Here is a 26171-nt window from a genome sequence, read left to right on the forward strand (position 1 = left end):
CCCGACGTGTCAAACCCCTTGGAGAGACGACCGAAGTGGCCACGACGAACGACATCAAGAACGGCACGACCCTGCGGCTCGACGGCGGCGTCCTCTGGAACGTCCTGGAGTTCCAGCACGTCAAGCCGGGCAAGGGCGGCGCGTTCGTCCGTACCAAGCTGAAGAACGTCCTCACGGGCAAGATCGTCGACAAGACCTTCAACGCCGGGTCCAAGGTCGAGTTCGCCAACGTCGACCGCCGCGAGATGGAGTACCTCTACCACGACGGCGAGGCCTTCATCTTCATGGACACCAGCACCTACGACCAGATCCCGGTCCCGGAGGCCGTCGTCGGCGACGGCAAGGACTTCCTGCTGGAGAACACCAAGGCCACCGTGGCCACCAACGAGGGCAACCCCCTCTACATCGAGCTGCCCCCCGCCGTCGAGCTGAAGATCACCCAGACCGACCCGGGCGTGCAGGGCGACCGCTCCACCGGCGGCACCAAGCCCGCCACCGTCCAGACCGGCGCCACCATCCAGGTGCCCCTGTTCATCAGCGAAGGCGAGCGCGTCAAGGTCGACACCCGCACGGGTGACTACCTCGGGCGAGTCAACTGATGAGCGGAGCACGGCGCAAGGCACGGCGGCGCGCGGTCGAGGTCCTCTACGAGGCCGAGGTGCGCGCCACATCGGTGGAGGACGTCATCCGGCGCCGGCGGGCCCAGCCCGAACCGCCGATCAACGACTTCACCGAGAGCCTGGCCCGCTCGGTCGACGAGCGGCGCGAGCGCATCGACGAGCTCCTGGACACCTACGCCATCGGCTGGACCCTGGAGCGCATGCCGGTCGTGGACCGCAACATCCTGCGGATGGGCGCCTACGAACTGCTGTGGGCCGAGGAGATCCCGGACGGTGTGGCGATCGCCGAGGCGGTCGGCGTGGCCAAGGAGCTGTCCACCGACGAGTCCCCCAACTTCGTCAGCGGACTCCTGTCCAGGCTGATGGAGAACAAGCCGACGCTCTCGCTCTAGGGCGCGACCGGCACCGGCGCGCGGGGGACCGTCGCGGCAACGTGGATTGAGGGAACGCAGGTGACTGACAGGACCAGCGTGGCCGCGGGCGGCGGCCTCGGCGCGAGCGGGGCGACCGGCCCGGGGCGGGCCGCCAACGCGGCCCGGACCGCGGTCGTGTGGGACGCCCTCGTCGGACTGCTGGACCGGCTCGGGGACGGGCCCCTGGAGATCGTCGACGCGGGCGGGGGCACCGGCGGCGCCGCCGTCCCCCTGGCCGAACTCGGCCACCGGGTGACCGTGGTCGAGCCCAGCCCCGACTCGCTCGCGGCCCTGGAGCGGCGCGCAGCGGAGCGGGGGGTGTCCGTGCGCGGGGTCCAGGGGGAGACCCGCGACCTGGCCGCCCTGTTCGCGTCGGCCAGCGCCGACCTCGTCCTGGTGCACAACGTGCTGGAGTACGTGGACGACCCCGCCGCGGCGCTGCACGACGTGGTCGGCATCACCCGCGAGGGCGGCGCGGTGAGCCTGCTGGTCACCAACGCGGTCGCCGGAGCCCTGCACCGCGCGCTGGCCGGACACATCACCGAGGCCCACCACCTGCTCGGCGACCCCGACGGACGCTGGGGCGAGGGCGACCCGATGCCGCGCCGCTTCACCCGCCAGCAGGTCCTGGAGCTGATCGGCCGGGCCGGACTGTCCGGGGAGAGCGTCCGCGGGGTCCGCGCGTTCGCCGACCTCGTGCCCGGGCACGCCTGGGAGGGCGACGCCCACGCCGGGCAGCACCTGGTGGAGCTGGAGAGGGCCGCCGCCGAGCACCCCGAGCTGATCGGCATCGCCACCCAACTGCACGTCGTCGCGCACCGCTCCTGAACCCCGGTGCCGGGGCCGGAGCGTCCCCGGCACGGCATAACCTGGCTGTATGAGCCGACGCCAACTGGAACGCGGCGCCGCGATGCGGGGCATGGTCTCCCCGGAGGGCATCGCGGCGCTGGACGCGGACTTTCCCGCGGACGGCTCCGGACCGGACGGCGACTGCCACATCCTGCACCTGGACATGGACGCCTTCTTCGCGAGCGTCGAGCAGCTGCGCCACCCCGAGGCGCGCGGACGCCCGGTCATCGTGGGCGGTACCGGCCCGCGCGGCGTGGTCTCCTCCGCCGACTACCTCGCCCGCGCGCACGGCGTCCACTCGGCCATGCCCATGGCGCGGGCCCTGCGCCTGTGCCCGGACGCCCTGGTCTTCCCGCCCGACGGCCCCGCCTACCGCCAGGCGTCGGAGGCCGTCATGGACATCCTGCGCTCGGTGACGCCGCTGGTGCAGCCGCTCTCCCTGGACGAGGCCTTCCTGGACGTGTCCGGCGCGCGCCGCCGCCTGGGCGGACCGGTGCGCATCGCCGCGATGATCCGCGAGCGGGTGCGCCGGGAACAGCGCCTGACCTGCTCCGTGGGTGTGGCCGCCACCCGCTTCACCGCCAAGCTCGGTTCCACGCACTGCAAGCCCGACGGCCTGCTCCTGGTGCCCACCGCCCACGTGCGCGGCTTCCTGGACCCGCTGCCGGTCGGTGCGCTGCCCGGGGTGGGGGACCGGACCGAGCAGACCCTGGCCCGGCTGGGCGTGCGCACGGTCGGCCAGCTGGCCCGCTACGAGCCGGACCTGCTGCGCATGGAGCTGGGCGACAAGGCCGGGACCCGCCTGGCCGAGCTGTCGCGGGGGGTGGACACCAGCCCGGTCGTGCCCGAGTCCCCGGACAAGAGCATCGGCTCGGAGGAGACCTTCGACGAGGACGTGGCCGACCCCGGGGTGGTGGACCGCGAGCTGCTGAGGCTGGCCGAGAAGGTCGGGCGCCGCCTGAGGGCGTCGGGGCAGGCGGGGCGCACGGTGAGCGTGAAGCTGCGCCGCGGCGACTTCTCCACCATCACCCGGTCGCGGACCCTGGCCGAGGGCACCGACGTGGCCCGCGAGATCAGCGCCGTCGCCCGCGAGCTGTACACCGCCTCCGGGTTGAGGGGGGTGCCGCTGCGCCTGGTGGGGGTGCGGGTGGAGGGGGTCGTCCCGGTGGAACAGGTGCACCGCCAGTTGGCACTGGGAGAGGAGGAATCGGGTTGGAGGGATGTTGAACGGGTTATGGATCGCGTAACGGCACGTTTCGGGCCGGGCGCGATACAGTCGGCCGTGTTGGCCAAGCGTGACGAAAACGACGTATGATGCGGCAACTTCCGGGGCCCTCGGAGCGTTCCCCAGGGTAGGACCGGAATGAGGGTAAGAAGAGAGGCATGGAAGCCGGTGTTTCCGATACAGGGCGAGGGTATCGTGGCCCCTGGTGGTCAGGTACGCACGCAGCTTTTCTTTCCACCGGGCGCTAGCTCATCGTATTCTGGGCATACCACTGACCAAGAGACTGTTCTTCAGTACCCGTCACCCCAACCGGGGACTGCCGTAGGGAGGCGCCGTGCCGCTCTCTGAACACGAGCAGCGCATGCTCGACCAGATCGAGCGGGCGCTGTATGCCGAGGACCCGAAGTTCGCGAACACCGTTCGGCAAACGAACCCCGCGGTCCATTACAAGCGCTGGATCATCAAGGCCGGACTCGGTTTCGTCGTCGGTATCGTGCTGCTGATGACGGGGTTGATGCTCCAGTCCACAGTCGCCCAGGTCGCCATCAGCGTCCTCGGTTTCCTCGTCATGCTGCTGTGCTTCCTGTGGGGCGCCAACGCCTGGCGCAAGGCCTCCGGGAGCGGCGGTGCCGACCAGGGCGCCGTGGCGGCCGAGCCCAAGCAGAAGCGCCGTGGCGGCAGCCGCCCCGGCATGATGAACCGTTTCGAGGAGCGCTGGCGCCGTCGCCAGGAGGGTGAGGAGTAGGACCCCGGTCCCACACCCTCGGCGGTCGCGCCCGGCCGTGCTCCGCCGGTCGGGGATCCCGGAAGGGATCCGCGCCGGACACGCAGTTCCCCGTGGTGGGCCCCGCACAGTGGTGCGGGGCCCACCACGTTTTCCGGGTGGGGAGCGTAGGAGCCCGGGGCGTACCGGTGGGGTTCGTCGCCGACGCGGACAGCCCCGGAACGGTGTCCCGGTCCGGAGCGCCGACTCCGCAGGAGAGGGACTCTGACCCGTAGACCGGACACGGGGCCGCGCCACCGGGTGTACCGGCGCCCGGACCCGTCGGTACGGGCGAGCATCCCGCACGCGGGGTCCGCACACGGAACGGAGCGAGCCGGGAACCGGGATCGCGTGCGCGGGCCCCGGCCGCCCCGCTAGGACGTCACGGGCTCGGGGTCGGCCGCACGGCCCGGACGGTGCCACGGGGCCAGCGACCGGGGCAGCAGCACCGCGCGGACGCGCGACGCCGCGCCGACCACCCCGGTCAGCCCCGCCAGGGCCGTCCGCAGGTCCTCGCGCAACCCTTCCGGGACCCGGGGCGAGGGCGCGTAGCGCGCCTCCTCCTCGGCCAGGGCCAGCCGCCGCAGCGCCGCCGCGGCCTCCGGCGCCACCGGCCCCGGGGCCGCCCCCGACATCAGCCCCACCGGGGCCGCGTCGGTCCGGGGCGCCGGACCGGAAGCGGCCAGGCGTTCGGCCGTGGCGCGCGGGCTCTCCGCCAGCGACCACGTACCGCCCAGGTCCAGACAGGTGTCCCGCAGCTCCCGCCACGCGGTGTGCGCGCCCGACGTTCCCGCGCCGCCGGTCAGCGACGCCGTCCGGGACCAGCGCGTCAGGGCTCGCACCAGCGCGGGCAGGGCCAACAGCATCAGCGCGCCCGCGGCGGCGCCCGCCACGGGCAGCCACGACAGGTCCGGGCCGTCCCGCGTGTCGTCGCCCGGGGCGGCCACCGATGGGGAGGGCTCGTCCCCGGGCTCCTCCTCAGGGGCCTCGCTGGGCTCCTCGGCCTCCTCGGTGGCCTCGTCCCGCGGAACGTCCGGCTCCTCGGGCGAGAGCTCCAGCGGCTCCTCCGCGGTCCCGTCCGGGTTGTCGACGCCCTCCTGCCCGCCCCGGGAGTACTCGGGCACCGACGCCGAGCCCTGCCCCCCGGCGGAGGAGGGGGTCGGCTCGAACCGCACCCAGCCCGCGCCCTCGAAGTACAGCTCCGGCCAGGCGTGGGCGTCGCCCACGGACACCGCCCAGCGGCCGTCGCCCTGCTGCTCGCCCGCGGTGTAGCCCACCGCCACCCGTGCCGGGATGTCCACCTGCCGGGCCATGACCGCCATCGCCCCGGCGAACTGCTCGCAGTAGCCCACCCGGTCCTCGAACAGGAAGTAGGCGAGCGGGTCGGCCCCGTCGGGCACTGCGGGCGGGGACAGGTCGTAGGTGAACGCGCCCCCCGCGAAGTGGTCCTGGAGCGCCACCGCGCGCTCGTAGGGGCTCTGCGCGTCCTCGGTCAGGTCCTCGGCCAGCTCCCGCACCCGCGGGTCCAGGCCGCCGGGCAGGCCGCGGAAGTCGCCCGGCAGCGACCGCGGGCCGCCGCTGTCGGCCAGCTCCTCGGCGGAGGGCTCCCGGTCCAGGGTCTCCACGGTGAAGTTCAGCCCCGTGGGCGCGCTCTCGGTCGTGAACACCACGTGGCTCGCCGGGTCGGCGTACCACTCGCCGGGCACGTCCACCGTCCGCGCCCAGTACGGCAGCGGCAGGAAGTCGATCCCGGGCGCGTCCGAGTCCATCGAGATCCGCGTGGTCACCGCGTCGCCGGAGGGCTCCGAGCCCCACCCGGTGGGCAGCGGCAGCTCCCCGTCGACGACGGTGTCGCCCGAGGCGCTGACCGGCGTCATCGTCCAGTTCGCGCCGTCGAACTCGTCCAGCACGTACGTGCGCAGGTAGTCGGGCCGCTCGGCGTCGGTCCGGTAGGTCAGCACCGTGCGGTCGGAGGAGGAGGCCAGCTCACGCCGCAGCGAGACCAGCGGGTGCGTGGTGGTGATGCGGCCTCCGCCGGTGCCGATGTAGGTGCCGTCGGCCATCGTGTGGAGCACGTCGGTGCGCAGCGACGGCACCGCGAGCGGCACCGCCAGCGCCAGGAGCACCGCGGCGGCCGAGGCCAGCGCCACCGTCGTCGCCCTGCCCACCGCGCTCAGCACACGGGCCGAGGAGTCGTGGCCGTCGGGGACGCGCACGCCCCACTCGCGGCCGCGCACCCACACGTCCACCGCGAGCAGCAGCAGGAAGCCGACCGCGCTGCTGGTCGCGGGGAGCCAGCCCAACCCGGCGCCGTCCACGATCAGCGGGACCGCCATCAGCACGGCCACCAGGGCGCCGACCATCCCGGGGCAGCGCGCGGTCACCGCGAGGAGGTCCGCGACGATCGCGAACAGCACGAACACCAGCGCGATGATCAGCATGACCCCGGCGGTGGAGGAGACCGGGGGCGTGCTGGTGTCGATCGTCTCCAGGCCCTCGTCGAACAGCCGCAGCAGGTGCGCCGCCACGTCACCGGAGGGCAGCAGCCCCAGGGGCGCGACGTGTCCGGCGAACAGCGGCGCCATCAGCAGTGCCGCCGCCAGCACCTGGAGGAACGGCACCGGGAAGGAGCTCCAGCCGCTGAGGCGGTACAGCGCGGACACGCCGCCCACCGCCGCCGCCATCACGAGGGCCGGAACCCACCAGGCCTCACCCCGTACGAGGCCGCCCAGCAGCGGCAGCGCCATCAGCAGGCAGACCAGGGTGGCCAGGGGCATCAGTGCTCTCAACGCGCAACCTTCCGAGGGGTGTGCGGCCCGGCGGCGGGAGCGGGCGCGCAGGCGCGGCGCCACAGGTCGGGCAGTTCGGCGGTGGAGCCCAGCACGACGACGCGCCATCCGGCCCCGGTCAGCACGTCGTGGACCCCGCGCAGGGTGTCGGGGCCGGGCCAGGCGGCGTGCGCGCACAGCACGGCGACGCGCGTGCCGCGGCCGCCCGTGCGGGCCAGGGCGGCGGCCTCCTCGGGGTCCACCGCGCCCAGCACCGCCACGACCAGGCCGGTCGTCCCGCGGGCTTCGGCCAGCATGCCGATCCCGCCGAGCAGCCCGGGGGTGTCGGAGGGCTCGGCGACGGCCAGGCCGTCCAGCACGCCCGACGCGCTCGTGGTCCCGACCCGGCCCCGCTCGGTGTGCAGGCGCAGTTCGTGGCCGCCGTCGATCAGGTGCACCGCCACCGAGGCGGCGGCGCTCACGGCGGTCTCCAGGGACCCGGCGGGACCCGGATGCCCGTGCGCCCCGAGCCGCATGTCCAGCAGGACCGCGCTGCTCTCCCGCGAGTGCTGCTCGTCCCGGCGCACCATCAGCTCACCGTGCTTGGCGGTGGACCGCCAGTGCACCTTGCGCAGGTCGTCGCCGTACCGGTACTCGCGGGGGACGGGGTCCTGCTCCCCGGCGCCGCTCATCGAACGCCGCGGCGAGTCCTCGCCCTTGGAGCCGTTCGCGGCGCCCAGCGCGGGCAGCGGGACGGTCACGGGGGTCACGAGCAGGCGCGAGGGTCCGCCCACGTCGCGGCTGACCCGCACGCATCCCAGCGGGTCGGTCACGCCGATCCACAGCGGGCCCACCGGGTAGTCCCCGCGTACGGCCGGGCGGACCAGGTAGGCGACGTCGCGCACGGCGCGCGGGCGCAGGTAGCCCACCGTGTAGCGGGGTTCGCCGCCCAGCGGCACGGGCAGCGTGTCCCGCACCGACAGCGCGGCCACCGGCCAGGTCCGCGAGGAGTTGCCCACCCGCAGTTCCACCCGGGCGTTGTGTCCGGCCGGGATGCGCACGGGGGACAGGGTGCGGCTGTGCACGACGCGGGAGGCGGCTCCCAGGACGGTCAGCGCCGACAGCGGCGGGAGCACGGTGAGCAGCACGCCCAGGCCCACGACCTCGCGCTGTCCCACGACCAGGCCGGCCACCAGGGCGGTCAGGCCGAGGATGAGCATGCAGACGCCTCGTGCGGTGAGGGTTCGGTGCGGGCGCATGGACCCTCTCTCGGGGCGGGTGCGTACGGGGCGGGGCGGAGGGCCGCGGGCGCCGGGTCTACTGCGGGCCGGGCACGGGCAGGCGCGCGACCAGCTTGGCCACGATCTGCTCGGGGGTCAGGCGCTCCATCTGCGCCTCGGGGCCGGGCAGCAGCCGGTGCGCGAGCACCGGCACGGCCAGTGCCTGCACGTCGTCGGGAACGACGTAGTGGCGTCCGTCCAGGGCGGCGTAGGCGCGGGCGGCCTGCACCAGGTGCAGGGTGGCCCGCGGTGAGGCGCCCAGGCGCAGTTCGGGGCTGGTGCGGGTCGCGTTGACCAGGTCCACGACGTAGCGGCGCATGCCCGGGGCCACGTGCACCGTGCGCACCCGGTCGGCCAGGTCGCGGACCTGGGCGGCGCTGGTGACCGGTGTCAGGTCCTCCAGCGGAGAGCTGGAGCTGTGCGAGTCGATCATGTCGAGTTCTGCCTGGGGGGCGGGGTAGCCGACCGAGACGCGGGCCATGAACCGGTCGCGCTGGGCCTCGGGGAGGGCGTAGGTGCCCTCCATATCGTCCGGGTTCTGGGTGGCCACCACCATGAACGGCCGCTCCAGGGCGCGGGTCTGGCCGTCCACGCTCACCTGGCGCTCGGCCATGCACTCCAGCAGGGCGGCCTGGGTCTTGGGCGAGGCGCGGTTGATCTCGTCGCCCACCACGATGTTGGCGAACACCGGGCCGGGGTTGAACTCGAACTCGCGCCGGTCCTGGTGGTAGACGCTGACGCCGGTGATGTCGCTGGGCAGCAGGTCCGGCGTGAACTGCACGCGCTGCACGGAGCAGTCCACGGCCCGGCCCAGGGCCTTGGCCAGCATGGTCTTGCCGACGCCGGGCACGTCCTCGATGAGCAGGTGGCCCTCGGCGAGCAGGACCGTCAGCGCCAGGCGCAGCACCTCCGGTTTGCCCTCGATGACCGTCTCGATCGCGGTGCGGACGCGGTCGGCCACGGCGACGATCTCACCGACGTCCCCCTGGACGTCGCCCCCGCGACCGCCGTGGTGTGTACCGAGTGACACCAGACCCCTCCCGCTCCCTGTGGCTCCGCGTGTCGCTGTTCGGAACTGAGGCTAAGCCCATTCGAACCGATTGCAAACCAAAGTGCCGGAATCGGCGGCCGATTGGTTCCAGGAATGGTCAAAGAGGTCAAAGGGCTCCGATCACCCTCCTGTTTCCTCGGCGGTGGCACCGGTGCGGGGAGGGAGGGTGCGCAGGGAGGGAGGACCCCGGCTCCGACCGGCCCGGATCCCGCCGCGCCGGTCCGACACGCCGGGCCGCACCGGCGTGCACCCGCCCTGCCCATCCGCGCACGCGCACGCGGGCACGCGCGCGGCGTCGCCGCAGGTCGCCGCGGCCCCGGGGGATCGCGCCCCCGCGACACACCCCGCGCCCTCCACCTTCCCCCACCACCGTGTCCAACGCTGTGACCTGCGTTTTCGCGACTTCTGGAGGTCGCAAAAGCCGGAAAGATCTGTTGACGGTGGGGAAGAGTGGAGTAAGGTGGGGCAGCGTGGAGAGGGTGAATTCTCCACTTCGAGGGTGAGGGAGGTGGAAGTGTGTTCCTCGGCACCCACACGCCCCGGCTCGACCAGAAGGGGCGTCTCTTCCTCCCCGCGAAGTACCGCGACGAGCTGTCGGGGGGTCTGGTGATCACCAAGGGCCAGGAGCGCTGCCTCTACGTCTTCCCGACGGAGGAGTTCCGGCGCATCACCGACGCGCTCGCCACCACCCCGGTCACCGCCAAGGCGGTGCGCGACTACAGCCGGGTCCTCTTCGCCAGCGCCTCGGACGAGAACTGCGACAAACAGGGCAGGGTCACCATCCCGGCCAAGCTCCGCGACTACGCGGGCCTGGACCGGGAGTGCGTCGTGATCGGCGCCAACACCCGCCTGGAGATCTGGGACTCCCGGGCGTGGTCGGACTACGAGGCCGAACAGGAACCCGCCTTCGCGCAACTGTCGGAGGAGGTGCTGCCCGGGGTGCTGTGACCCCGGCGGAAACACCGCCGGGCCGACCAGCACACAGTCCACACCCTCGCAAGCCGGAGTCCGGCAACGGCCTCCGGGCGCGGTCTCCACGAGCTGGCGCGACTTCCCCGGTGCCAGGTCGTGAGCGCGAAGCCACCGGAAGGTGGACAATAGCGGCCGTGTCCGGAGGCCCGCCGGAACCCGCCGGGCCGTGCCAAGGACACCGTGGAGCGCACCGACCGCGGCGCTACCACGGCGACTCGGGGGGAGACGGCGACAGCGTGGAGGAACAGCAGCACATGGGGGACATCGGGCAGGACGGCGGGACCGGGGGCACCCGCCCGGGCGCGGACGGCGTGCCCGCCGACGGGGGGCACACCGCCGAGGAGCGGGCGCGCCTCGACGCGGCCCGCTCCGGAGCCGACCCCCTGCACGTGCCCGTCATGCTCGACCGGATCGTGGAACTGCTCGCTCCGGCCCTGGAGCGGCCCGGCGCCGTCCTGGTCGACGGAACCCTGGGCCTCGGCGGCCACTCAGAGGCGCTCCTGCGCGCCTGCCCCGGCATGCGCCTGGTCGGCGTGGACCGCGACACCACCGCCCTGGAGCGCAGCGCCGCACGCCTGGCGCCCTACGCCGACCGAACCCGCTTCGTGCACGCGGTCTACTCCGACATCCCGCGCGCCCTGGACGAGGCGGGCGCCGCCGAGGCCGACGCCGTCCTGCTCGACCTCGGCGTCTCCTCGCCGCAGCTGGACGAGACCGACCGCGGCTTCGCCTACGCCCACGACGCGCCGCTGGACATGCGCATGGACCGCGACCAGTCGCTGACCGCCGCCGAGGTCGTCAACACCTACCCGGTCGCCGAGCTCACCCGCGTGCTGCGCACCTACGGCGAGGAGCGCTTCGCCTCCCGCGTGGCCAGGGCCATCGAGCGGCAGCGCGCCCAGGCACCCATCGAGTCCACCCGCGCGCTGGCCGAACTGGTGCGCGAGGCCATTCCGGCGGCCACCCGCCGCACCGGCGGCCACCCCGCCAAGCGCGCCTTCCAGGGCCTGCGCATCGAGGTAAACGCCGAGCTGTCCATCCTCGAACGCGCCCTGCCCGCCGCGATCGAGCGCCTGGCGGTCGGCGGCCGCGTGGCCGTGCTGTCCTACCACTCGCTGGAGGACCGGATGACCAAGAGGGCCCTGGCCGCGCTGGCCACCGACACCACGCCCGCCGACCTGCCGGTCCCCCTTCCCGAACGGCAGCCCGAACTCCGGCTGCTCACCCGGGGGGCCGAACTCCCCACGGGCGAAGAGAACGAACGCAACCCACGCGCGCAGTCGGCCCGCCTCCGGGCGGCCGAACGCGTGCGACCGCCGCGGCAGTAGGGAGACCCAGATGAGCACGAGGACGGACACGCGCCGCACGCCCGTACGCGGCGGCAAGGCCCCCGCCGGGAAGACCGCCCCCGCGCGGCCCAAGCCCGCGCGCAGGACCGCGGCCCAGCCCGCGGCCGCGCCCGCACCGGCCAAGCGCGCCCGGTCCGGGAGCGGTGCGCAGGGCCGGGCGCCGCGCATCCCCTTCGTCCTGCTCATCCTGTTCCTGCTGGGGGCCACGCTCGTCAGCCTGCTCGTCCTGCGCAGCGTCGTGGCCGAGGAGGCCTTCGCGATCGCCAACCTCAAGGAGGAGAACCGGGAGCTGTCCTACGAGGAGCAGCAGCGGCGCAGCACGGTCGCCGAGCTGGAGAGCTCCGAGCGCATCTCCGACGAGGCCGAGGCCATGGGCATGGAGCAGGGCGGGGAGCCCCCGCTCTTCCTCGACCCCGAGACCGGTGAGATCAGCGGCGCCACCGGGAGCGGTGAGTGAGCACTCCCAGAGACCGGCGTCCCCGGGACCCCCGCAGGCCCGGAGCGGCCAACCGCTCGGGGTCGCGGCCCAACAGGAGGCCCCAGCGCGAGCCGCGCCGCCCCGACGGCGGAGCCCGGCCCCCGGCGCGCACCTCGGGGCGTCCGGCGCGGGAGGCGCGCGGCGGCGGGCGCACCCGCCGCGGCGGCTCCCCGCCGCCGCTTCCGCCCCTGCTGCGCCGTACCTTCCGCAGGGGCGAGCCGCCGGGCCGCATCAAGATCGGCGGCGCCCTGGTCATGGCGGTCCTGCTGCTCTTCGCCGGACGCCTGGTGCAGATCCAGGTCGTGGAGGCCGAGCACTACGCCGAGGCGGCCTCCAACACGCGCCTCCAGACCATCGACATCCCCACCCTGCGCGGCCAGATCACCGACGTCGACGGCAACCCCTTCGCGTTGTCGCTGGAGGTGCGCACCGTCTTCGTCGACCCCGAGATGGTCGCCGAGGAGGATCGCGACCAGCTCGTCGACGAGCTGGTCACCCGCTTCGGCCTGGAGGAGGAAGAGGTCGCCCAGAAGGTGGACGCCGCGCCCAGCCGCTACGAGGTGGTCGCCCGCGGGGTCCTGCCCGCGGAGTGGGAGGAGCTGGCCGACCTCAACCTGTCCGGTCTCGGCTCGCAGGTCTCCTACGAGCGCGTCTACCCCGAGGAGACCGGCGCCGCCGACCTCGTCGGCTTCGTCGGCGCCGAGGGCCACGGCCTGGAGGGGCTGGAGGGCTACCTCAACGACACCCTGGCCGGTGAGGCGGGCAAGCGCCGCGTCGAGGTGGGCGCCGACGGCACCCAGATCCCCATGGCGGGCGGCCTGGTCAGCGAACCCGAGCCGGGCCAGGACGTGCGCCTGACCCTGAACCAGGACATCCAGTGGTACGCCGCCCGGACCCTCGCCGAGCGCGTGGAGGAGCTGGACGCCCAGGGCGGCAGCGTCATCGTGGAGCGGGTCGGCACCGGTGAGATCCTCGCCATGGCCGACTACCCGACCTACTCCCAGAGCGACATCTCCTCCAGCTCCGCCGAACAGTGGTCCAACGGCGCGGTGGCCACGATCTTCGAACCGGGCAGCACCAACAAGGTCGTCACCATCGGCGCCGCGCTGGAGGAGGGCATCACCACCCCGGAGACGGTCTACACCGTGCCCGACAGCATGCGGTACCTGGACGTGACGTTCAGGGACTCCAGCCCCCACGAGACCCTGCGCCTGACCACCAACGGCATCATGGCCCAGTCCAGCAACGTGGGCACCATCAATATCGCCGACCAGGTGGGGCGGGGCGTCCTGCACTCCTACCTGGAGGACTTCGGGCTCGGCCAGCCGACCGGGCTCCAGCTGCCCGGTGAGCAGGCGGGCGTCCTGAAGGACCCGGAGGACTGGTGGGGCACCCAGCTGCCGTCGGTCTCCATCGGCCACGGACTGTCGGTGACCGCCGCGCAGATGGCGTCGGTGTACGCCACCGTCGCCAACGGCGGGGTGAGGGTGGAGCCCCGCGTGGTCGCCGGGACGGTGAACGCCCAGGGGGAGTTCACCCCATCCGAGGAGCCCGACCGGCGGCGCGTGTTCAGCGAGGAGACCGCCGAGCAGCTCGCGCTGATGCTGGAGGCGGTCACCAGCGACGAGGGCACCGCGCCCCAGGCCCGCATCGACGGGTACCGGGTCGCGGGCAAGACCGGTACCGCCAACCGGCTCGACCCCGAGACGGGCAACTACGACGGCGGCGGGTACACGTCCACCTTCTCCGGATTCGCGCCCGCCGACGACCCCGAGGTCGTGGTCCAGGTGGTGCTGCACGACCCGCAGCAGGACTACTACGGCGGCGAGGCCGCGGGGCCGGTGTTCAACGACGTCATGTCCTTCGCGCTCAAGACGCTGAAGGTCCCGCCGTCGGGGACCGAGCCGCCCGCCATCCGGCTGTCGGAGGACCAGGGCGCCGGTTAGGCGGGTACGCCGGGAACGCCCGCGTCAGACCGCGGCGCGGTCCAGGTGGGCGCGCACGGAGCGCACGTGCTCGGGGCCGGTGCGGCAGCACCCGCCCACGAGCACCGCTCCGGCCTCGTACCAGCCCACGGCGGCGCGGCCGAACTCCTCGGGGTCGGCCGTGCCGGTCCACCGCCCCCGCGCCGCGTCCCACTCCTCCCCCGAGTTGGGGTAGGCCACCGCCGGCAGGCCGCACGCGGCGACCGCGCGCACCAGCGCGGGGACGTGCCGGGGCGCGGTGCAGTTGACGCCCACCGCCACCAGCCGCCCGTCGGCGTGCAGCGGGGCGAGTCCGGCGGCCGCCTCGCGCAGGGGCGTGCCGTCGCTGATGCGCTCGCCGTCGCGGCAGGAGAAGCTGATCCACGCGCGGGCGCCGGGGGTCCGGGCGAGCAGCCGGGCCAGCGCCCGGGCCTCGGCCGCCGAGGGCACCGTCTCGCAGGCGAGCAGGTCCGCCCCGGCGTCGGCGAGCACCCGCCAGCGCTCCCGGTGCCAGGCGTACAGGCCCTCCTCGTCCAGGTCGTAGTCGCCGGTGTACTCCGAGCCGTCCGCCCGGGCCGCGCCGTAGGGGCCCACCCCGGCGGCCACCAGGCCGGAGCCGAACGCGTCGCGCTCGGCCCGCGCCAGCTCCACCGAGCGGGCGATCAGGGCCAGGGCCTCGGACTCGGTGGCGCCCCGCGCGGTCAGCGCCGGAACGCTCGCCTGGTACCCGGCGGCGACGGCCACGTTCGCGCCCGCCTCGAAGTAGTCCCGGTGCACCCGCCGGACGAGGTCGGGCTCCTCGGCCAGCAGCCGCGCCGACCAGAGCCCGCCGCGCAGGTCGCGTCCGTAGGCCTCCAGGCGTGTCGCCAGCCCGCCGTCGAGGACCAGCGGGCGCCGCGACGGGAGGGTTCCGGTCATGCGCCACCTCCGCGTCCGGGCGGATTCGAGGACGCCTCCAGCCTAGCCCGGACGGTCATCGACGCGTACGGCGAACCCGCGTAACCTGGGCGAAACGCCCGGTTCGGGAAACCTCGGCGAACGCAGCGTGGAAATTACCGGCCGGTCGTCGACAGCGGTTAACCTCCACACGTGCCACCGGTAATGCGACCTGAACACACGCCACTTCGTCCACTGTCCGCCCTCGCAGCGCTGCTCGGGCCGGACGCCTCCCTCCTGCGCCCGGACCTGGGCGCGGACCGACCCCCCGAGGTGCCGGACAGGGAGGTGCACGTCCGCGGCATCACCCACGACTCCCGCAAGGTGGGGCCCGGAGACCTCTACGCCGCCCTGCCCGGGACCCGCGCGCACGGCGCCGACTTCGCCGAGCAGGCGGCCGAGGCGGGCGCCGCCGCCGTCCTCACCGACGGGGACGGGGCCGAGCGGGCCGCCGCCACCGGGCTGCCCGTCATCGTGGTCCCCGACGTGCGCGCCGCGCTGGGCACTGCGGCCTCGTGGGTCTTCAAGGACCCGGCGCAGGACCTGCTGCTGATCGGTACCACCGGCACCAGCGGCAAGACCACCGTCACGTACCTGGTCGAGTCGGGCCTGCGCCACGCCGGAATGCACACCGGCCTCGTCGGCACCGTGGAGATGCGTGTGGGCGACGATCGCGTCGTCTCCTCGCTCACCACACCCGAGGCCACCGACCTGCACGGCCTGTTCGCCCTCATGCGCGAACGCGGCGTCTCCGCCGCCGCCATGGAGGTCTCCAGCCACGCCCTGGCCCTGAGCCGGGTCGGCGGCACCCGCTACGACGTCGCGGTCTTCACCAACCTGTCCCAGGACCACCTGGACTTCCACTCCGACCTGCGCGACTACTTCGACGCCAAGGCCCGCCTGTTCACCCCCGAGTACTGCGACATCGCGGTGGTCAACGCCGACGACCGCTTCGGCCGAGCGCTCGTGGACATGGTGGAGGCCGACGGCCGCGTCCCCGTCTCCACCTTCGCCGTGGACGGCTACAGCGACGCCGACCCCGCCACCGCCATGGAGGCCGACTGGCGGGCCGTGGACGTGCGTCTGGGCGCCATGGGGAGCGCCTTTCGCATCGTGGGCCCCGGCGGCATGGAGGCCAACGCCTCCGTCGCCCTGCCGGGCCCCTTCAACGTCTCCAACGCGATGGCCGCCATCGTCGGACTGGTCGAGGCCGGACTGCCGCTGGAGACCGCGATCGCCGGTGTGGCCGCCGCCCCGGGCGTGCCCGGGCGCATGGAGCCGGTCGTGGCCAACGCCGTGCCCCACGCCTTCCAGGACTTCACCGCGCTCGTGGACTACTCGCACAAGCCCGGCGCCATCGAGGCGGTCCTGACCTCCCTGCGCGCCACCACCGAGGGCGGGCTGACCATGGTGGTCGGCTGCGGGGGCGACCGCGACCGCGCCAAACGCCCGCTCATGGGCGAGGCAGCCGCGCGCCTGGCCGACCAGCTGGTCATCACCAACGACAACCCGCGCACCGAGGACCCCGTGAGCATCGCCGCGTCGATGCTCGAAGGGGTCGCCAAGGTCCCCGAGGAGTACCGCGCCCGGGTCACGGTGGAGTTCGACCGGGCCGAGGCCATCCGCCTGGCCGTCGAGCGCGCCCGCCCGGGCGATGTGGTGGTTGTCGCCGGGAAGGGTCACGAGACCGGCCAGTACGTCAAGGGCGAGGTGCTGCCCTTCGACGACCGTGAGGTGCTGCGCGCGGCCATCGAGGACCACCTCGGCATGAGCGCACGCGAGCGCCTGGGCGTCGCCCTCCAGGACATCCACCGGGTGCCTGACCAGGGCTGACACCCCGACACTCCCGGAGTGCGAACCGTCTGGACGAGGGGGCGCGGGCACCGCCCGCGCCCCCCGCGCGTCCGCGCCTCAGGGCCCGCGAGCGCTTCCGGGCAGGTGCGGGCCGACGGTCACGAAGTGGCGCATATTGCCGCCAGTGGGGGCCCGGCGGGATTCCGGACGCCCGAAGATGTTCTAAGGTAGGTCCGGCAATCGCAGCCCGACACGTGACGCCCCCGGCGGCGACCACGACGCGGCCCATGCCGACACCGTGGTGAGGCCCGGCGCGGCAACGCGCGGCATCCGCGGTGCCATCCCCTGACCTGAGACTCCGGCCGGGTGGCCAGCCGCCCCTGTGGCGTCGTGGACCGGGCCTGACATGAGGAGTGGATTTGATCGCGCTCACGCTCGATCGGATCGCTGAGATCACCCAAACCGCCATCGGCGGATCAGCGCGCCCCGAAGCCGTCGTCGACGGCCCCGTCGTCATCGATTCGCGGCAGGCAGCGCCCGGCGCGCTCTTCGTCGCCCTGGGCGGCGAACGCGTGGACGGACACGACTTCGCCGCCTCCGCGGTCGCGGACGGAGCGGCGGCGGCCCTGGTCTCCCGGCCCGTCGACGCCCCCCACCTGCTGGCGCGGGGCGGCGACGAGGGAGTCGTCGCGGCCCTGACGCGGCTGGCCCGGCACGTGGCGCGAGAACTCAGCGATCCCCGCCGCGGAGCGGAGCGCGCCGAGGTCGTCGCGGTCACCGGATCCTCCGGCAAGACCACGACCAAGGACCTCATCGCGCAGGTCGTGGCCCGCATGGGCCCGACCGTCGCCCCGGCGGGCTCGTTCAACAACGAGATCGGCCACCCCCTCACCGTGCTGCGCGCCGACACCGGCACCCGCTACCTGGTCCTGGAGGCCGCCGCCCGCGGCATCGGGCACATCGCCCACCTGTGCGGCGTGGCCCCGCCCCGGATCGGCGTGGTCCTCAACGTCGGCAGCGCCCACATGGGGGAGTTCGGCGACCGCGACGCCATCGCCAAGGCCAAGGGCGAGCTGGTCGAGGCGCTCCCGCCGGGAGCCGAGGCCGGGGGCGCGGGAGGGGTCGCCGTCCTCAACGCCGACGACCCGCGCGTGAACGCCATGGCCGCGCGCACCCGTGCGCGCGTGGTCACCTACGGACTGGGGGAGGACGCCACCGTGCGCGCCACGGACGTGGTCCTGCGCGAGACGGGCGCCCCCTCCTTCACCCTCCACCTGGCCGGGCGCACCGCCCGGGTGGAACTGGCCCTCGTCGGCGCCCACCAGGTCCACAACGCGCTGGCCGCCGCCGCGGTCGCCGACGAACTGGGCATGGGCGTGGACGAGATCGCCGAGGCGCTCGGCGCCGCGACACCGGTCAGCCGGTGGCGCATGGAGGTCACCGAGCACGCCGGAGCCACCCTCGTCAACGACGCCTACAACGCCAACCCCGAGTCCATGCGGGCGGCGCTGACCACCCTGGGCGCCCTCGCCCGGGACCGCCGCTCCATCGCCGTCCTGGCCCACATGGCCGAGCTCGGCGAGGACGGCGGGGTCGAGCACGAGAGGATCGGTGAGCTCGCCGCCCGCACGGGCGTGGCCCACCTGGTCGTGGTCGGCGGGGCGGCCGAGGGCATCGCCGTCGGCGCCGAGGGCGCCGCGAGGCAGGGACTGTGGCAGGGCGAGTGCGTCCGCGTTGCGGACGTTCACGAGGCCGCCTCGGCCGTGCGCGCGCGGATGCGCACAGGAGACGTCGTCATTGTGAAGGGATCACGCGTGGCAGGGCTCGAAAGGGTTATCGACCTCATCACGGAGGGTGACGCCCGGTGATCGGCATCACTCTGGCGGCGGCCCTCGCGCTCGTCGTCTCCATGGGGCTCATGCCCCCGCTGATCAAGCTCCTTTACCGGTTCAAGTTCGGCCAGGAGGTCCGCGACGACGGACCCGAGGGCCACAAGACCAAGCAGGGCACGCCCACCATGGGCGGCATCGTCATCATCCTCGGCGCCGTCGTGGGCTACTTCGGCTCCCACGTGGTGCTCCTGATCGTGCAGCCCAGCGCCAGCGGGCCCACCGCGTCGGGCCTGCTGGTGATGTTCCTCTTCGTCGGGATGGGCTGCGTCGGCTTCCTCGACGACTTCATCAAGATCTACAAGCGCCGCAGCCTGGGCCTGCGCAGCGGCGCGAAGATGGTCGGCCAGGCCGTCGTCGGCGTGGGCTTCGCCTACGGCGTCACCCTCTTCCCCAACGGCTACGGCTACACCCCCGCCGCCCCCAGCATCTCCTTCCTCCGCGACTTCGGCCCCCCGCTGATGATCGGCCTGTTCGTCCTGTGGGCCCTTTTCCTCATCGTCGGCTTCTCCAACGCGGTGAACCTGACCGACGGCCTCGACGGCCTGGCCACCGGCGCGACGATCCTGTCCCTGGTCGCCTACGTCATCATCGGCAACTGGCAGCTGCGCCAGTCCTGCGTGTCCTACCTCTCGGACAGCTGCTACACGGTCCGCGACCCCCTGGACCTGGCCGTGGTGGCCGCCGCCGTGCTCGGCTCCTGCATCGCCTTCCTGTGGTTCAACGCCCCGCCCGCCAAGATCTTCATGGGCGACACCGGCTCCCTGGCCCTGGGCGGTCTGATCGTGGGCCTGGCCATCACCACCCGCACGCAGCTCCTGCTGCTGCTCATCGGCGGCCTGTTCGTCATCATCACCCTGTCGGTGATGGTCCAGATCACCTCGTTCCGCCTCACCGGCAAACGCGTGCTGCGCATGGCGCCCCTCCAGCACCACTTCGAGCTCAAGGGCTGGGCCGAACCCACCATCGTGATCCGCTTCTGGATCATCCAGGGCCTGTTCGTGGCGATCGCCATCGGGCTCTTCTACCTGGAATGGATGCCGAGGTAGGCATGGCGCACCACGCTTCCCCAACACCGTCCGGCACCGCGCCTGAGGGCGCGCCCCTCCAGGGGCGCCGGGTCTGCGTCGCGGGCCTGGGCGTGTCCGGGCCCCCCGTGGCCAGGGCGCTCCTGGCCCGCGGGGCCCGCGTGACCGTCGTCGACGGCCGCGACGACGACACCGTCCGCCCGGTGGCCGACCGCCTCCGGGCGCAGGGCGCCGAGGTCGTCCTGGGCGACACCCCGCTGCCCGCGGACTGCGACCTGGTCGTCACCTCGCCAGGCTGGCGCCCCGACTCCCCGCTGCTGGTCCGGGCCGCCGAGGCCGGGATCGAGGTCATCGGGGACGTCGAACTCGCCTGGCGGCTCAAGCCCGCCGACCAGGTGTGGCTGGCCGTCACCGGCACCAACGGCAAGACCACCACCGTGCGCATGCTGGAGGCGATGCTGCGCGCGGACGGCCGCGACGCGCTCGCCGTCGGCAACGTCGGCACCCCGGTCGTGGAGGCGGTCCAGCCCGACGCCGGGGGCCGCTTCCGCGAGGTCCTGGCGGTGGAGCTGTCCAGCTTCCAGCTGCACTGGTCCTCCAGCCTGCGCCCGCACGCCGCGACCGTCCTCAACATCGCCCCCGACCACCTGGACTGGCACGGCGGCCTGGAACCCTACGCCCGGGCCAAGGGGCGGATCTACGCGCGGGGCACCCTGCGTGTGGTCAACACCGCCGACGCCTGGTCGGCGCGCCTGGCCGAGGAGGACGGCGACCCGCACACGCCGCTGGTCGGCTTCCGCCTGGACACGCCCCGCGCGGGCGAGGTCGGTGTGGTCGAGGACCTGCTGGTTGACCGGGCCTTCGTCGAGGACCCGCACAGCAGCGCCGAGGAGCTGGCCACGCTCTCCGACGTGCGCCCGGCCGCGCCGCACAACGTCGCCAACGCCCTGGCCGCCGCCGCCCTGGCCCGTTCGGTGGGCGTGGCGCCCGCCTCGGTCCGGGCCGGACTGGCCGCCTTCGAACCCGAGCCGCACCGCATCGCCTTCGTGGCCGCCGCGGGGGGCGTGGACTACGTGGACGACTCCAAGGCCACCAACCCGCACGCCGCCGCCGCGTCCCTGGGCTCCTACCCGTCCGTGGTCTGGATCGCGGGCGGCCTGCTCAAGGGCGCCGAGGTCGACGACCTGGCCGCGATGGCCGCCGACCGCCTGCGCGCGGCCGTGCTCATCGGCGCCGACCGGGCCCGGCTGCGCGAGGCCCTGGCCGAGCACGCCCCCGGGGTGCCGGTGGTGGAGGTCGAGGGCCCCGCCGACGGGGACGCCACCGTCATGGACGCGGTGGTCGCCGCCGCCGCCTCCCTGGCGAGGGAGGGCGACACCGTCCTGCTGGCGCCCGCGGCGGCCTCCATGGACATGTTCACCGACTACCGCGAACGGGGCCGCCTCTTCGCCGAGGCCGTACTCCGCTTGCCCTGAGTGACGTCCCGCCGCCCGTGCGTGACAGAACGCGCGCGGGCGGCCCCCACTGTGCCCTCCGCCACGCCCCGGGCCGCCAAAGATGGCCAACACGCGCGAAATGTCCACGGCTTCGCACCCGCCGGTACGCCAGTATTGAGGCGCGAATTTGGTGCGGAGGGTGTGGATGGCGGCGACGACGGCGGTTCCCGGGGCGACCCGGTCCAAGGCGCGCGCGGCGGCGGGCGGACGCGAACGCGCCCTGTGGCGTGAGTGGGTCCGCCTGCTGGACCGGCCGCTCACCTCGTACTACCTGATCCTGGGCACCTCGGTCCTGCTCATCGCGCTGGGCCTGATGATGGTGCTGTCCTCCACGATGGTCAACTCCATCGACGAGACCGGCTCGGCCTTCTCGATGTTCCAGAAGCAGCTGGTCTCGGCCGCCCTGGGCCTGCCGCTGATGTTCCTGGCCTCCCACCTGCCCCAGCGGATCTTCCGCCTGGTCGGCTACCCGGCGATGATCGTCTCCGCGGCGCTGCTGCTGCTCACCGTCTTCCAGGGCGTGGAGGTCAACGGCGCCACCCGCTGGCTCGACCTGGGCGGGCTGATCATCCAGCCCTCCGAACCGGCCAAGCTCGCCTTCGCCCTGTGGGGCGCCAACATCCTGGCCCGCAAGGAGGAGCTGCGCGAGCTCACCGAGTGGCGGCACCTGCTCATCCCGCTGCTGCCCGGGTGCGGCCTGCTGGTCCTGCTGGTGCTGATGGGCTCCAACCTGTCCACGGGCCTGGTGTTCCTGGTCACCTTCCTGGGGCTGCTGTGGGTGGTGGGCGCGCCGGGCAGGCTGTTCGGGGCCATGTTCGGCCTGGTCCTGGGACTGGCCGCCATCGCCATCGCCATCGAGCCCTACCGCATGGCGCGCGTCACCTCCTTCCTGGACCCCGAGGCCGACCCCCTGGGCTCGGGCATGCAGTCGCTGCACAGCCTCTACGCCCTGGGCACCGGCGGGCTCCTCGGGGTCGGCATCGGCGGGAGCCGTGAGAAGTGGGGCTTCCTGCCCTTCGCCGAGTCCGACTTCGTCTTCGCCATCATCGGCGAGGAGTTCGGCCTCCTCGGCACCCTCCTCCTGCTCGCCCTCTTCGGCATGCTCGGCTACGCCGGGCTGCGCGTGGCCTTCCGCGTCAAGGAGCCCTTCCCGCGCCTGGCCTCCTTCGCCATCGTCACCTGGATCATGGGCCAGGCCATGATCAACATGGGCGCCGTCATCGGGCTGCTGCCCGTCACCGGCGTCCCGCTGCCCCTGGTCTCCTACGGGGGCTCGTCTCTGGTCACCACCATGGCGGCCCTGGGCGTGCTCCTGGCACTGGCCAAGAGCGAGCCGGAGGCGCGCAAGGTGCTGGAGGCCCGGGGTCCCAGCCGGGCGCAAAGGGCTCTAAGCTGGCTGGGCCTGGACAACATCGCCGCCTCGGTGAACAACCTCGGCGGCGCGGCGGCGTCCGGGCGGCCCACCACGGCACGCGGCCCGCGCACGGCGGGCGCCCGCGGTGGCAGGACAACGGCCAAGCACAGGAGCGGACCGGTCCCGGCGGGTGACCGGCCAAGGAGGAATCGGCGACGATGAGGGTAGCCCTCGCCGGAGGCGGCACGGCCGGGCATATCGAGCCCGCACTCTCCCTTGCGGACGCGCTGCGGCGCATGGACCCCAGCACGGAGATCCTCTGCCTGGGCACCGAGCGGGGCCTGGAGACCCGCCTCGTGCCCATGCGCGGCTACGAGCTGGGCATCATCCCGGCCGTACCCCTGCCGCGCAGGCTCACCCCGCAGCTGCTCAGCGTGCCCGGCAAGCTCGCGGGCGCCCTCAGCGCGGCCGGCGAGCACCTGGACCGGCTCCAGGCCGACATCATCGTCGGCTTCGGCGGCTACGTGGCCACGCCCGGCTACCTGGCCGCCCGCCGCAGGCGCATCCCCATCGTCGTCCACGAGGCCAACCCCCTTCCGGGCCTGGCCAACCGGCTGGGCGCGCGCCTGACTCCGCACGTGTTCACCGGCCACCCCCACACCCAGATCCGCAACGGACGCTTCGTGGGCATCCCGCTGCGCGAGCAGATCACCTCGCTCGACCGGCTGGCCATGGGCGACAAGGCCCGCACCTACTTCGGCCTGCGCCACGACCTGCCCACCCTGCTGATCTTCGGCGGCTCCCAGGGCGCCCAGCGCATCAACGAGACCGCCTACGCCGCCCGCGACGCCTTCCGCGACAGCGGCGTCCAGGTACTGCACGTGGTCGGCCCCAAGAACGCCGACGAGCCCCAAGACCTCACCCAGATGGGCATCCCCTACGTCGCCGTCCCCTACGTGGACCGCATGGACATGGCCTACGCCGCGGCCGACGTGGCCATGTGCCGCTCCGGGGCGATGACCTGCGCCGAGCTGACCGCCGTCGGCCTGCCCGGCGCGTTCGTGCCGCTGGCCATCGGCAACGGCGAGCAGGCCCTCAACGCCGAGCCCATCGTCCAGGCGGGCGGCGGGATGATGGTCGACAACGCCGACGTCTCCGTGGAGTGGATCACCCGGCAGCTCATCCCGCTGCTCACCGACACCGACCGGGTCGTGGCCATGTCCGAGGCCGCCGCCCGGATGGGCCGCCGCGACGCCGACATGGAACTGGCCCGCGAGGTCACGGCCATCGCCCGCGGCGACAAACCCACGCCCGACATGCCGGTGTCCGAGGACGACGGCGACGAGGCCTTCTACGACGACGGGAAGGACATCCGATGAGCCTGGTGCGGCCGACCGAACCGGTGCCCGTGGACAAGCTGGGCCGTACCCACTTCATCGGCCTGGGCGGGGCGGGCATGTCCGGCATCGCCCGCGTGCTGCTCCAGTCGGGGGTGGAGGTCTCGGGCAGCGACGCCCGCGACAGCGACACCCTGCGCGAACTGGAGCAGATGGGCGCCGACGTCCACGTGGGGCACGCGGCCGACAACCTCGGCACGGCGGAGACCCTGGTGGTCTCCTCCGCCATCCGCGAGGACAACCCCGAACTGGTCGAGGCGCGCCGCCGCGGCCTGCGCGTGCTGCCCCGGGCCGCGGCCCTGGGCGCGCTGCTGCTGGGCCGCGAGGGCGTCGCCGTCTCGGGCACCCACGGCAAGACCACCACCACGTCCATGGTCGCGGTGGTGCTCCAGCACGTGGGCGCCGACCCCGGCTACGTCATCGGCGGCAAGCTGGTCACGACCGGCCTGGGCGCCGACGCCGGCATCGGCGGGGTCATCGCGGTGGAGGCCGACGAGAGCGACGGCTCCTTCCTCATGCTCTCGCCCAAGATCGCCGTGGTCACCAACGTCGAGGCCGACCACCTGGACAACTACAGCGGCATCGAGGAGATCCACGCCAACTTCGCCTCGTTCGTCGACCGGGTCGAGCGCACGCTCGTCGTGGGCGTGGACGACCCCGGCGCCCGCCGGGTGGCCGAACTGGCCCGCGAACGCGGCAAGCGGGTGCTCACCTACGGCGAGGCCGAGGACGCCGACTACCGCGTCACCCGGGTCCGCGCCCGCGGCTTCACCACCGAGTTCACCATCCGCACCGCGGACGGCGAGCCCGTGGACGGCCAGCTCGCCGTGCCGGGCCGCCACAACGTGCTCAACGCGGCCGCGGCCGTCGCGGTCGCCGACGAGCTGGGCCACGACCTGGAGGTGGCGGTCGAGGGCATCGCCGACTTCGCCGGGGCCGCGCGCCGCTTCGAGCCCAAGGGCGAGGCCGGGGGAGTGGCCGTCTACGACAGCTACGCCCACCACCCCACCGAGATCGAGGCCGACCTGCGCGCTACCCGGGCGGCCCTGGAGTCCCTGGCCGAGGAGGCGCGCGAGGACGGCCGGGAGCACGCCGGGGGCAGGGTCCTCGCCCTGTTCCAGCCGCACCTGTACAGCCGCACCCGCATCTTCGCCGAGGAGTTCGCCGCCGCGCTGGGCCTGGCCGACGAGGTCGTGGTCACCGAGGTCTACGCCGCCCGCGAGGACCCCGAGCCCGGGGTCACCGCGGAGTTGATCACCTCCCGCGTCGCGCACGACCGCGTGTGGTACGTGCCCGGCCGCGACGACGCCGTGCTCCGGGTCGCAGAACTGGCCCGCCCCGGTGACATCGTGCTCACCATGGGCGCGGGCGACGTCACCGAGCTGGGCCCGCGCATCGTCGAGGCGCTCGCCCGGAGGGCCGACGGCATCGGGGGCTGAGGCCGCAACGGTCAGCGGTGGGGAAGCGGTCGCGCAGACACAGGGAAGGGGCGCAGGTGGTCGCTGAGCAGGAGGAGGCGACTGGGCACGCGGTTCTTCCGCGCAAGCGGTCCGACCCCTGGAAGTTCGCCTTCGTGGCGCTGCTGGTGGTCGCCCTGGTCTGCGTGGTCGCCTGGCTGCTGCTCGGCTCCCGCCTGCTCGTGGTGCGCGACGTCGCGGTCACCGGCCTGGAGCGGACCCCCTCCGAGGAGGTGGTCGCGGCCCTGGGCGTGCCCACCGGGACACCCCTGGTCAGGGTCGACCTCGACCGCAGCGAGGAGCGCGCCGAGGCGCTGCCGCTGGTGGAGTCGGCCACGGTCACCCGCGGCTGGCCCGCCACCCTGGATGTCGAGGTGGTCGAACGCCAGCCGCTGCTGGCCGTCCGGGCGGGGGAGGACTACCGGCTGATCGACGCCGACGGCGTGCGCATCGAGGACGCGCCGAGTCCGCCCGACGCCTACCCGCTGGTCCGCGTGACCGGGGAGGTCCAGGGCAACGAGGCCGTCGCCGCCGCCGCGGACATCGTCGAACGGGCACCGGACTCCCTCCTCTCCCGGATCCGCCTCATCGACGCCACCGACCCCGAGGCGATCGCGATCGAACTCGCCGAGGACGCCCGCGTCGAGTGGGGCTCGCCCGAGGAGACCGCGCGCAAGAGCGACGTCCTGCGGGTCCTCATCGGCGAGCACCCGCCGCAGGAGGAACGCGTCTACGACGTGTCCGCGCCCGACCTCGCCGTGGTGAGGTGAAGCGTTCCCAGGCACAGGACGGGTGGAAGCGCGGTGGCGGGGGCCGGTGCGCGGAGCGGCACGGGCGCGGGCGTACCGGGGGACCCCGGCGGCACGCCCGGGCGGTCCGCGCGGACATTCCAGACGCGACGCGCCGAGGGCGCACATCGCTTCCCCGTGTCGTGCGCCGTTAGGCTGAACTCGTCATCGGTTGCCCGTGGTCGGCGGTCCGCTTACTGTCGGGAAACACAACCGAAGGTCAACAAAGCACCAGAACAGGCTTTTCGGGTACGCGGGAACCGTTCCGCCTCACGGCGGACCGCACCAGCCCTTCCCGGG

The 26171-nt window shown here is 73.6% G+C and carries 21 protein-coding genes; 17 read left to right on the plus strand and 4 right to left on the minus strand.

The annotated features are described in order from the left end of the window. Positions 1-35 precede the first annotated feature (35 nt). From efp to AC0VX6_RS08280, 5 genes are all read left to right on the plus strand, one after another. Positions 36-599: an elongation factor P gene (gene efp, locus AC0VX6_RS08260; RefSeq protein ID WP_475468001.1), complete on the plus strand. Its 564-nt coding sequence runs from the start codon at positions 36-38 to the stop codon at positions 597-599. After that, positions 599-1012 (plus strand): transcription antitermination factor NusB, encoded by a 414-nt coding sequence (gene nusB / locus AC0VX6_RS08265; RefSeq protein ID WP_212640834.1) that lies wholly within the window; start codon positions 599-601, stop codon positions 1010-1012. Before efp ends, nusB begins: the two co-directional genes overlap by 1 nt. Positions 1013-1072: 60 nt before the next feature. Next, positions 1073-1861 (plus strand): methyltransferase domain-containing protein, encoded by a 789-nt coding sequence (locus AC0VX6_RS08270; RefSeq protein ID WP_174547821.1) that lies wholly within the window; start codon positions 1073-1075, stop codon positions 1859-1861. An 82-nt stretch (positions 1862-1943) separates the two neighbouring features. Further along, positions 1944-3197 (plus strand): DNA polymerase IV, encoded by a 1254-nt coding sequence (gene dinB, locus AC0VX6_RS08275; RefSeq protein ID WP_475469289.1) that lies wholly within the window; start codon positions 1944-1946, stop codon positions 3195-3197. 244 nt (positions 3198-3441) lie between these two features. Continuing rightward, the gene (locus AC0VX6_RS08280) at positions 3442-3852 is read left to right on the plus strand and encodes a DUF3040 domain-containing protein (protein ID WP_212640832.1); all 411 of its coding nucleotides are present in this window, start codon (positions 3442-3444) and stop codon (positions 3850-3852) included. Between the two features lie 392 nt (positions 3853-4244). Here the strand turns inward: AC0VX6_RS08280 and AC0VX6_RS08285 are convergent, their stop codons facing one another. The 3 genes from AC0VX6_RS08285 to AC0VX6_RS08295 are packed head-to-tail and all read right to left on the minus strand — an operon-like array spanning position 4245 to position 8948. After that, on the minus strand, positions 4245-6647 hold the full coding sequence (locus AC0VX6_RS08285; RefSeq protein WP_475469291.1) for a transglutaminase TgpA family protein: 2403 nt from the start codon (positions 6645-6647) through the stop codon (positions 4245-4247). Between the two features lie 8 nt (positions 6648-6655). Then, complete coding sequence (locus AC0VX6_RS08290; protein WP_475468003.1) at positions 6656-7897, minus strand: DUF58 domain-containing protein; 1242 nt, start codon at positions 7895-7897, stop codon at positions 6656-6658. Between the two features lie 58 nt (positions 7898-7955). After that, positions 7956-8948: an AAA family ATPase gene (locus AC0VX6_RS08295; RefSeq protein WP_274976908.1), complete on the minus strand. Its 993-nt coding sequence runs from the start codon at positions 8946-8948 to the stop codon at positions 7956-7958. Between the two features lie 537 nt (positions 8949-9485). Between AC0VX6_RS08295 and mraZ the strand changes: the two genes are divergently transcribed. The 4 genes from mraZ (at position 9486) to AC0VX6_RS08315 (ending at position 13714) form a co-directional block, all read left to right on the plus strand. Next, entirely contained in the window at positions 9486-9917 is a 432-nt protein-coding gene (gene mraZ, locus AC0VX6_RS08300; RefSeq protein ID WP_017565728.1) for a division/cell wall cluster transcriptional repressor MraZ, read from the plus strand. Positions 9918-10195: 278 nt separating this feature from the next. Beyond that, on the plus strand, positions 10196-11269 hold the full coding sequence (rsmH, locus tag AC0VX6_RS08305) for a 16S rRNA (cytosine(1402)-N(4))-methyltransferase RsmH (RefSeq protein WP_274978094.1): 1074 nt from the start codon (positions 10196-10198) through the stop codon (positions 11267-11269). 10 nt (positions 11270-11279) lie between these two features. Continuing rightward, entirely contained in the window at positions 11280-11747 is a 468-nt protein-coding gene (gene ftsL / locus AC0VX6_RS08310) for a cell division protein FtsL (protein WP_475468004.1), read from the plus strand. Continuing rightward, positions 11744-13714 carry a peptidoglycan D,D-transpeptidase FtsI family protein gene (locus tag AC0VX6_RS08315; protein ID WP_274976911.1) on the plus strand — a complete coding sequence of 657 codons (1971 nt, stop codon included), beginning with the start codon at positions 11744-11746 and terminating at the stop codon, positions 13712-13714. Before ftsL ends, AC0VX6_RS08315 begins: the two co-directional genes overlap by 4 nt. A gap of 24 nt (positions 13715-13738) precedes the next feature. On the opposite strand, the gene mmuM is transcribed toward AC0VX6_RS08315, so the two are convergent. Continuing rightward, positions 13739-14650, minus strand: coding sequence for a homocysteine S-methyltransferase (gene mmuM / locus AC0VX6_RS08320; RefSeq protein ID WP_475468005.1), 912 nt, complete (start codon positions 14648-14650; stop codon positions 13739-13741). 183 nt (positions 14651-14833) lie between these two features. Between mmuM and AC0VX6_RS08325 the strand changes: the two genes are divergently transcribed. The 8 genes from AC0VX6_RS08325 (at position 14834) to AC0VX6_RS08360 (ending at position 25853) form a co-directional block, all read left to right on the plus strand. After that, complete coding sequence (locus AC0VX6_RS08325; RefSeq protein ID WP_274976913.1) at positions 14834-16501, plus strand: UDP-N-acetylmuramoyl-L-alanyl-D-glutamate--2,6-diaminopimelate ligase; 1668 nt, start codon at positions 14834-14836, stop codon at positions 16499-16501. A 380-nt stretch (positions 16502-16881) separates the two neighbouring features. Continuing rightward, entirely contained in the window at positions 16882-18330 is a 1449-nt protein-coding gene (locus AC0VX6_RS08330; protein WP_274976914.1) for a UDP-N-acetylmuramoyl-tripeptide--D-alanyl-D-alanine ligase, read from the plus strand. Continuing rightward, positions 18327-19400 carry a phospho-N-acetylmuramoyl-pentapeptide-transferase gene (gene mraY / locus AC0VX6_RS08335; protein WP_274976915.1) on the plus strand — a complete coding sequence of 358 codons (1074 nt, stop codon included), beginning with the start codon at positions 18327-18329 and terminating at the stop codon, positions 19398-19400. The genes AC0VX6_RS08330 and mraY overlap by 4 nt, the downstream gene beginning before the upstream one ends. A 2-nt stretch (positions 19401-19402) precedes the next feature. Continuing rightward, on the plus strand, positions 19403-20854 hold the full coding sequence (gene murD / locus AC0VX6_RS08340) for a UDP-N-acetylmuramoyl-L-alanine--D-glutamate ligase (protein ID WP_274978095.1): 1452 nt from the start codon (positions 19403-19405) through the stop codon (positions 20852-20854). Between the two features lie 166 nt (positions 20855-21020). Then, positions 21021-22451, plus strand: coding sequence for a putative lipid II flippase FtsW (ftsW, locus tag AC0VX6_RS08345; protein ID WP_274976916.1), 1431 nt, complete (start codon positions 21021-21023; stop codon positions 22449-22451). Further along, positions 22448-23608, plus strand: coding sequence for an undecaprenyldiphospho-muramoylpentapeptide beta-N-acetylglucosaminyltransferase (murG, locus tag AC0VX6_RS08350; RefSeq protein WP_274976917.1), 1161 nt, complete (start codon positions 22448-22450; stop codon positions 23606-23608). The genes ftsW and murG overlap by 4 nt, the downstream gene beginning before the upstream one ends. After that, complete coding sequence (murC, locus tag AC0VX6_RS08355) at positions 23605-25065, plus strand: UDP-N-acetylmuramate--L-alanine ligase (RefSeq protein WP_274976918.1); 1461 nt, start codon at positions 23605-23607, stop codon at positions 25063-25065. The genes murG and murC overlap by 4 nt, the downstream gene beginning before the upstream one ends. A gap of 56 nt (positions 25066-25121) precedes the next feature. Then, the gene (locus AC0VX6_RS08360) at positions 25122-25853 is read left to right on the plus strand and encodes a cell division protein FtsQ/DivIB (RefSeq protein ID WP_274976919.1); all 732 of its coding nucleotides are present in this window, start codon (positions 25122-25124) and stop codon (positions 25851-25853) included. Positions 25854-26171: the final 318 nt, after the last annotated feature.

Source organism: Nocardiopsis sp. iso_25 (assembly GCF_056173305.1).

Excerpts from the sequence above, each read along its gene's own strand:
- nusB (WP_212640834.1), top strand. The coding sequence starts at position 599 with ATGAGCGGAGCACGGCGCAAGGCACGGCGGCGCGCGGTCGAGGTCCTC.
- dinB (WP_475469289.1), top strand. The coding sequence starts at position 1,944 with ATGCGGGGCATGGTCTCCCCGGAGGGCATCGCGGCGCTGGACGCGGAC.
- AC0VX6_RS08285 (WP_475469291.1), bottom strand. The coding sequence starts at position 6,647 with ATGCCCCTGGCCACCCTGGTCTGCCTGCTGATGGCGCTGCCGCTGCTG.
- AC0VX6_RS08290 (WP_475468003.1), bottom strand. The coding sequence starts at position 7,897 with ATGCGCCCGCACCGAACCCTCACCGCACGAGGCGTCTGCATGCTCATC.
- rsmH (WP_274978094.1), top strand. The coding sequence starts at position 10,196 with ATGGGGGACATCGGGCAGGACGGCGGGACCGGGGGCACCCGCCCGGGC.
- ftsL (WP_475468004.1), top strand. The coding sequence starts at position 11,280 with ATGAGCACGAGGACGGACACGCGCCGCACGCCCGTACGCGGCGGCAAG.
- mmuM (WP_475468005.1), bottom strand. The coding sequence starts at position 14,650 with ATGACCGGAACCCTCCCGTCGCGGCGCCCGCTGGTCCTCGACGGCGGG.
- AC0VX6_RS08325 (WP_274976913.1), top strand. The coding sequence starts at position 14,834 with ATGCGACCTGAACACACGCCACTTCGTCCACTGTCCGCCCTCGCAGCG.
- murD (WP_274978095.1), top strand. The coding sequence starts at position 19,403 with ATGGCGCACCACGCTTCCCCAACACCGTCCGGCACCGCGCCTGAGGGC.
- ftsW (WP_274976916.1), top strand. The coding sequence starts at position 21,021 with ATGGCGGCGACGACGGCGGTTCCCGGGGCGACCCGGTCCAAGGCGCGC.
- murG (WP_274976917.1), top strand. The coding sequence starts at position 22,448 with ATGAGGGTAGCCCTCGCCGGAGGCGGCACGGCCGGGCATATCGAGCCC.
- murC (WP_274976918.1), top strand. The coding sequence starts at position 23,605 with ATGAGCCTGGTGCGGCCGACCGAACCGGTGCCCGTGGACAAGCTGGGC.